Genomic DNA, 270 nt, shown 5'->3' on the forward strand with positions numbered 1-270 from the left:
TGAGTGAGGCCGACCGGCGGCTGCAGGTGCAGAGTGATTTGCCGTGGTGGCTGGTCTGCCGGGGGACGATTCATAAGTTCCGCTGTGTGCCGCATCTCACCGGGCGGCGCTTTGAGCACGGTGTGACGGACTGTTACACACTGTTCCGGGATGCTTATCATCTGGCGGGGATTGAGATGCCGGACTTTCATCGTGAGGATGACTGGTGGCGTAACGGCCAGAATCTCTATCTGGATAATCTGGAGGCGACGGGGCTGTATCAGGTGCCGT

At 59.3% G+C, this 270-nt stretch carries 1 pseudogene; it reads left to right on the top strand.

Going from position 1 to position 270, the window contains the following annotated elements:
* Window positions 1–270 (top strand): annotated as a pseudogene (locus SB786_RS36365) (phage tail protein); the annotation flags it as partial.

Source organism: Burkholderia sp. SIMBA_062, from assembly GCF_046534765.1.
GTDB classification, from domain to species: Bacteria; Pseudomonadota; Gammaproteobacteria; order Burkholderiales; family Burkholderiaceae; genus Burkholderia; species Burkholderia ambifaria.